The 3,012-nt window shown below is 74.7% G+C and carries 3 protein-coding genes; 2 read left to right on the forward strand and 1 reads right to left on the reverse strand.

The window, feature by feature from the left end:
* Positions 1–16 precede the first annotated feature (16 nt).
* Positions 17–1,189: a PP2C family protein-serine/threonine phosphatase gene (locus tag AE652_RS11270; protein ID WP_053112039.1), complete on the reverse strand. Its 1,173-nt coding sequence runs from the start codon at positions 1,187–1,189 to the stop codon at positions 17–19.
* A gap of 192 nt (positions 1,190–1,381) precedes the next feature.
* Between AE652_RS11270 and AE652_RS11275 the strand changes: the two genes are divergently transcribed.
* On the forward strand, positions 1,382–1,600 hold the full coding sequence (locus AE652_RS11275) for a heavy-metal-associated domain-containing protein (RefSeq protein ID WP_049651134.1): 219 nt from the start codon (positions 1,382–1,384) through the stop codon (positions 1,598–1,600).
* Between the two features lie 65 nt (positions 1,601–1,665).
* Positions 1,666–3,012 (forward strand): cation-translocating P-type ATPase (locus AE652_RS11280; protein WP_049651135.1); only part of this gene is annotated, 1,347 nt, incomplete at its 3' end.

A 3,012-nucleotide genomic window follows, 5' to 3' on the forward strand; every position in this document is an offset into this window, starting at 1 on the left:
CCCCCGCAGGGCCCCCTCACCCATCCGTCCGCACGATCAGCAGCAACAACGCGTCGTCCCGCAACTCCCCACCCGTATGCGCCAGCAGGTCCGCGTACACCCGCCCGACCGCCGTCTCCAGCTCCCCCTCCGAGCGCGCGGCCCCCCGCACCAGCGGCCCGACCCGCTCGGCCAGCGGGTAGAACTCCCCGCTCGTCCGGTGCCGCGCCTCGATCACCCCGTCCGTGCAGAGCACCAGCACGTCCTCCGCCCCGAACGGCTGGGCCCAGGTGGTCGGCTCCCCCGCCGCCAGCCGGCCGAGCCCCAGCGGCACCCACGGGTCGGGCGCGTCCAGCACGTGCGCCCGCCCCTCGTGGTCCACCCGGATCGGCGGCACGTGCCCGTACTGCAGCAGCTCCATCGCCCCGGGCGTTCGGAACTCCGCGAACAGCGCCGTGGTGAACTCCCCGTCCGGCACGTGCCGTTCGACGCTGGCCTCGATCCGCGCCGCGACGCCCCGCAGCCCGGCCTCGTCGTACGCCGCCTCGCGGAAGGCGCCCAGCACCACGGCCGCGGTCTGGACGGCGGCCAGTCCCTTGCCCCGGACGTCCCCGACCGCGACCCGGGTGCCGTGCGGCGTCTCCAGTACGGAGTACAGGTCCCCGCCGATCCGTGAGGCGTCCGCCGCCGACACGTACCGCACTGCGAGCCGCAGCGGCCCGACGGTCGGCCCGGGCAGCTGCAGCAGCGCCCGCTGGGCGGCTTCGGCGACGGAGCTGACGGCCGCGAAGGCCGCCGCGCGCCGCATCCGGATCTTGGCGACCCAGGCCGAGAACAGCGTCAGGACGACGTAGCTGACCATCGCCCCGTACAGGAAGCGGGCGTCGTTGATGTTGTCGACCTCGTCGTGGTGGCTGAGCCCGAACACCGTGAGCAGCCCGAGCGAGCAGACCAGCAGCAGTTCGCGGGGCTTCAGGGTCAGTGCCGCGACGGTCGGCACCACGGTCATCAGCGGGGCCAGGTAGCGGTCCTTGCCGGAGAGGAAGTCCGCGAGCCCGACGAGCAGGACGGCGATCAGCGCCGGGGTGGCGCGCCGCCAGAAGGGCACGTCCTGGAGGTCGGCGGCGAGCAGGGCGCCGCGCTGCCGGTCCGGCGGCAGTCCGGCTGCCGTGGGAGCCGAGGGAGACTGGGCGCGGCGGAGCGGAAACACATACCGAACATAAGGGACGATCACCGCGGAAGCCCGACCGGCCCTGGCCCCCGGCGTTCCCGGGCGATCCGGGCGCCCCACCCCCACCACTCCCGGAATACCCTGGAGGGGTATGGTGTTGTCACAAGAGTCGTTGCCAGCGCCGCGCCCCGGGCGAACACCCGGGCCGCCCGGACCTCCCGGAGGCCCCCGATGTCCAGCACCATCACCTACACCGTGTCCGGCATGAGCTGCGGCCACTGCGAGAAGGCGATCAGCGAGGAGGTCTCCGCCCTGGCCGGGGTCACCGGGGTCGCCGCCGACGCCACGGCCGGGACCGTGACGATCTCCTCCGCCGCCCCGTTGGACGACGAGCAGGTGCGCGCCGCGATCGACGAGGCCGGCTACGAGCTGGTCGGCCGCAGCGCCTGAACCACCCGGCACGGCGGGGCCGCCGCGGCGCCCCGCCGGCCACCCGCACCGAGGAGCTGATCCGCATGAGCACGTCCACCCCGGACCTCGGGGCGCGGGACCGGGTCGAGCTGTCGATCGGCGGGATGACCTGCGCCTCCTGCGCGGCCCGGCTCGAGAAGAAGCTCAACCGGATGGACGGCGTCAAGGCCACCGTCAACTTCGCCACCGAGAGGGCCCGGGTCGACTTCGGCCCCGGCACCACGGTCGAGGACCTGATCGCCACCGTCGAGCGCACCGGCTACACCGCCGAGCTCCCCCCGCCCCCGGCCGCCCCCGAGCACCCCACCCGGCCCGAGCCCGCCGACCCCCTGCGCGACCGGCTGCTGACCAGCGCCGTCCTCGCCGTCCCGGTGGTGCTGCTGTCGATGGTCCCGGCCCTCCAGTTCACCGACTGGCAGTGGCTGGCCTTCGCACTCACCGGCCCGGTCGTGGTCTACGGCGGCCTGCCCTTCCACCGCGCCGCCTGGACCAACCTCCGGCACGGCGCCGCCACCATGGACACCCTGGTCTCGCTCGGCACCCTGGCCGCCTTCGGCTGGTCCTGCTGGGCGCTGTTCGGCGGCCACGCCGGCCGGCCCGGGACGCACCACGACTTCTCGCTCTCGGTCGGCGACACCGACGCCTCGACCACGCTCTACCTGGAGACCGCCGCCGCCGTCACCGTGCTGATCCTGCTCGGCCGCTACCTGGAGGCCCGCTCCAAGCGCCGGGCCGGCGCCGCACTGCACGCCCTGCTCGACCTCGGCGCCAAGGACGTCGCGGTCCTGGAGGGGGGACGCGAGGTACGGCTGCCGGTGGACCGGCTGACGGTCGGCACCCGCTTCGTGGTCCGCCCCGGCGAGAAGATCGCCACCGACGGCACGGTGGTCGAGGGCGCCTCGGCGGTGGACGCCTCGATGCTGACCGGCGAGTCCGTCCCGGTCGAGGTCGGGGTCGGCGACAACGTCACCGGCGCCACCGTCAACGCGGGCGGCCGGCTGGTGGTCGAGGCCACCCGGGTCGGCGCGGACACCCGGCTGGCCCGGATGGCCCGGTTGGTCGAGGAGGCCCAGAACGGCAAGGCCGCCGCCCAGCGCCTCGCGGACCGGATCTCCGCGGTCTTCGTCCCGATCGTGATCACCCTCGCGGTGGCCACCCTCGGCTACTGGCTGGGCACCGGCGAAGGCTGGACCGCCGCCTTCACCGCGGCCGTCGCCGTGCTGATCATCGCCTGCCCGTGCGCCCTGGGCCTGGCCACCCCGACCGCCCTGCTGGTCGGCACCGGCCGCGGCGCCCAGCTGGGCGTCCTGATCAAGGGCCCGGAGGTCCTGGAGTCCACCCGCAAGGTCGACACCATCGTCCTGGACAAGACCGGCACCGTCACCACCGGC

Origin of the sequence: Kitasatospora sp. MY 5-36 (assembly GCF_001182915.1) — a bacterium.
Classification (GTDB): domain Bacteria; phylum Actinomycetota; class Actinomycetes; order Streptomycetales; family Streptomycetaceae; genus Kitasatospora.

Coding starts and splice junctions, on each gene's coding strand:
- AE652_RS11275 (WP_049651134.1), top strand. CDS start 1,382: ATGTCCAGCACCATCACCTACACCGTGTCCGGCATGAGCTGCGGCCAC.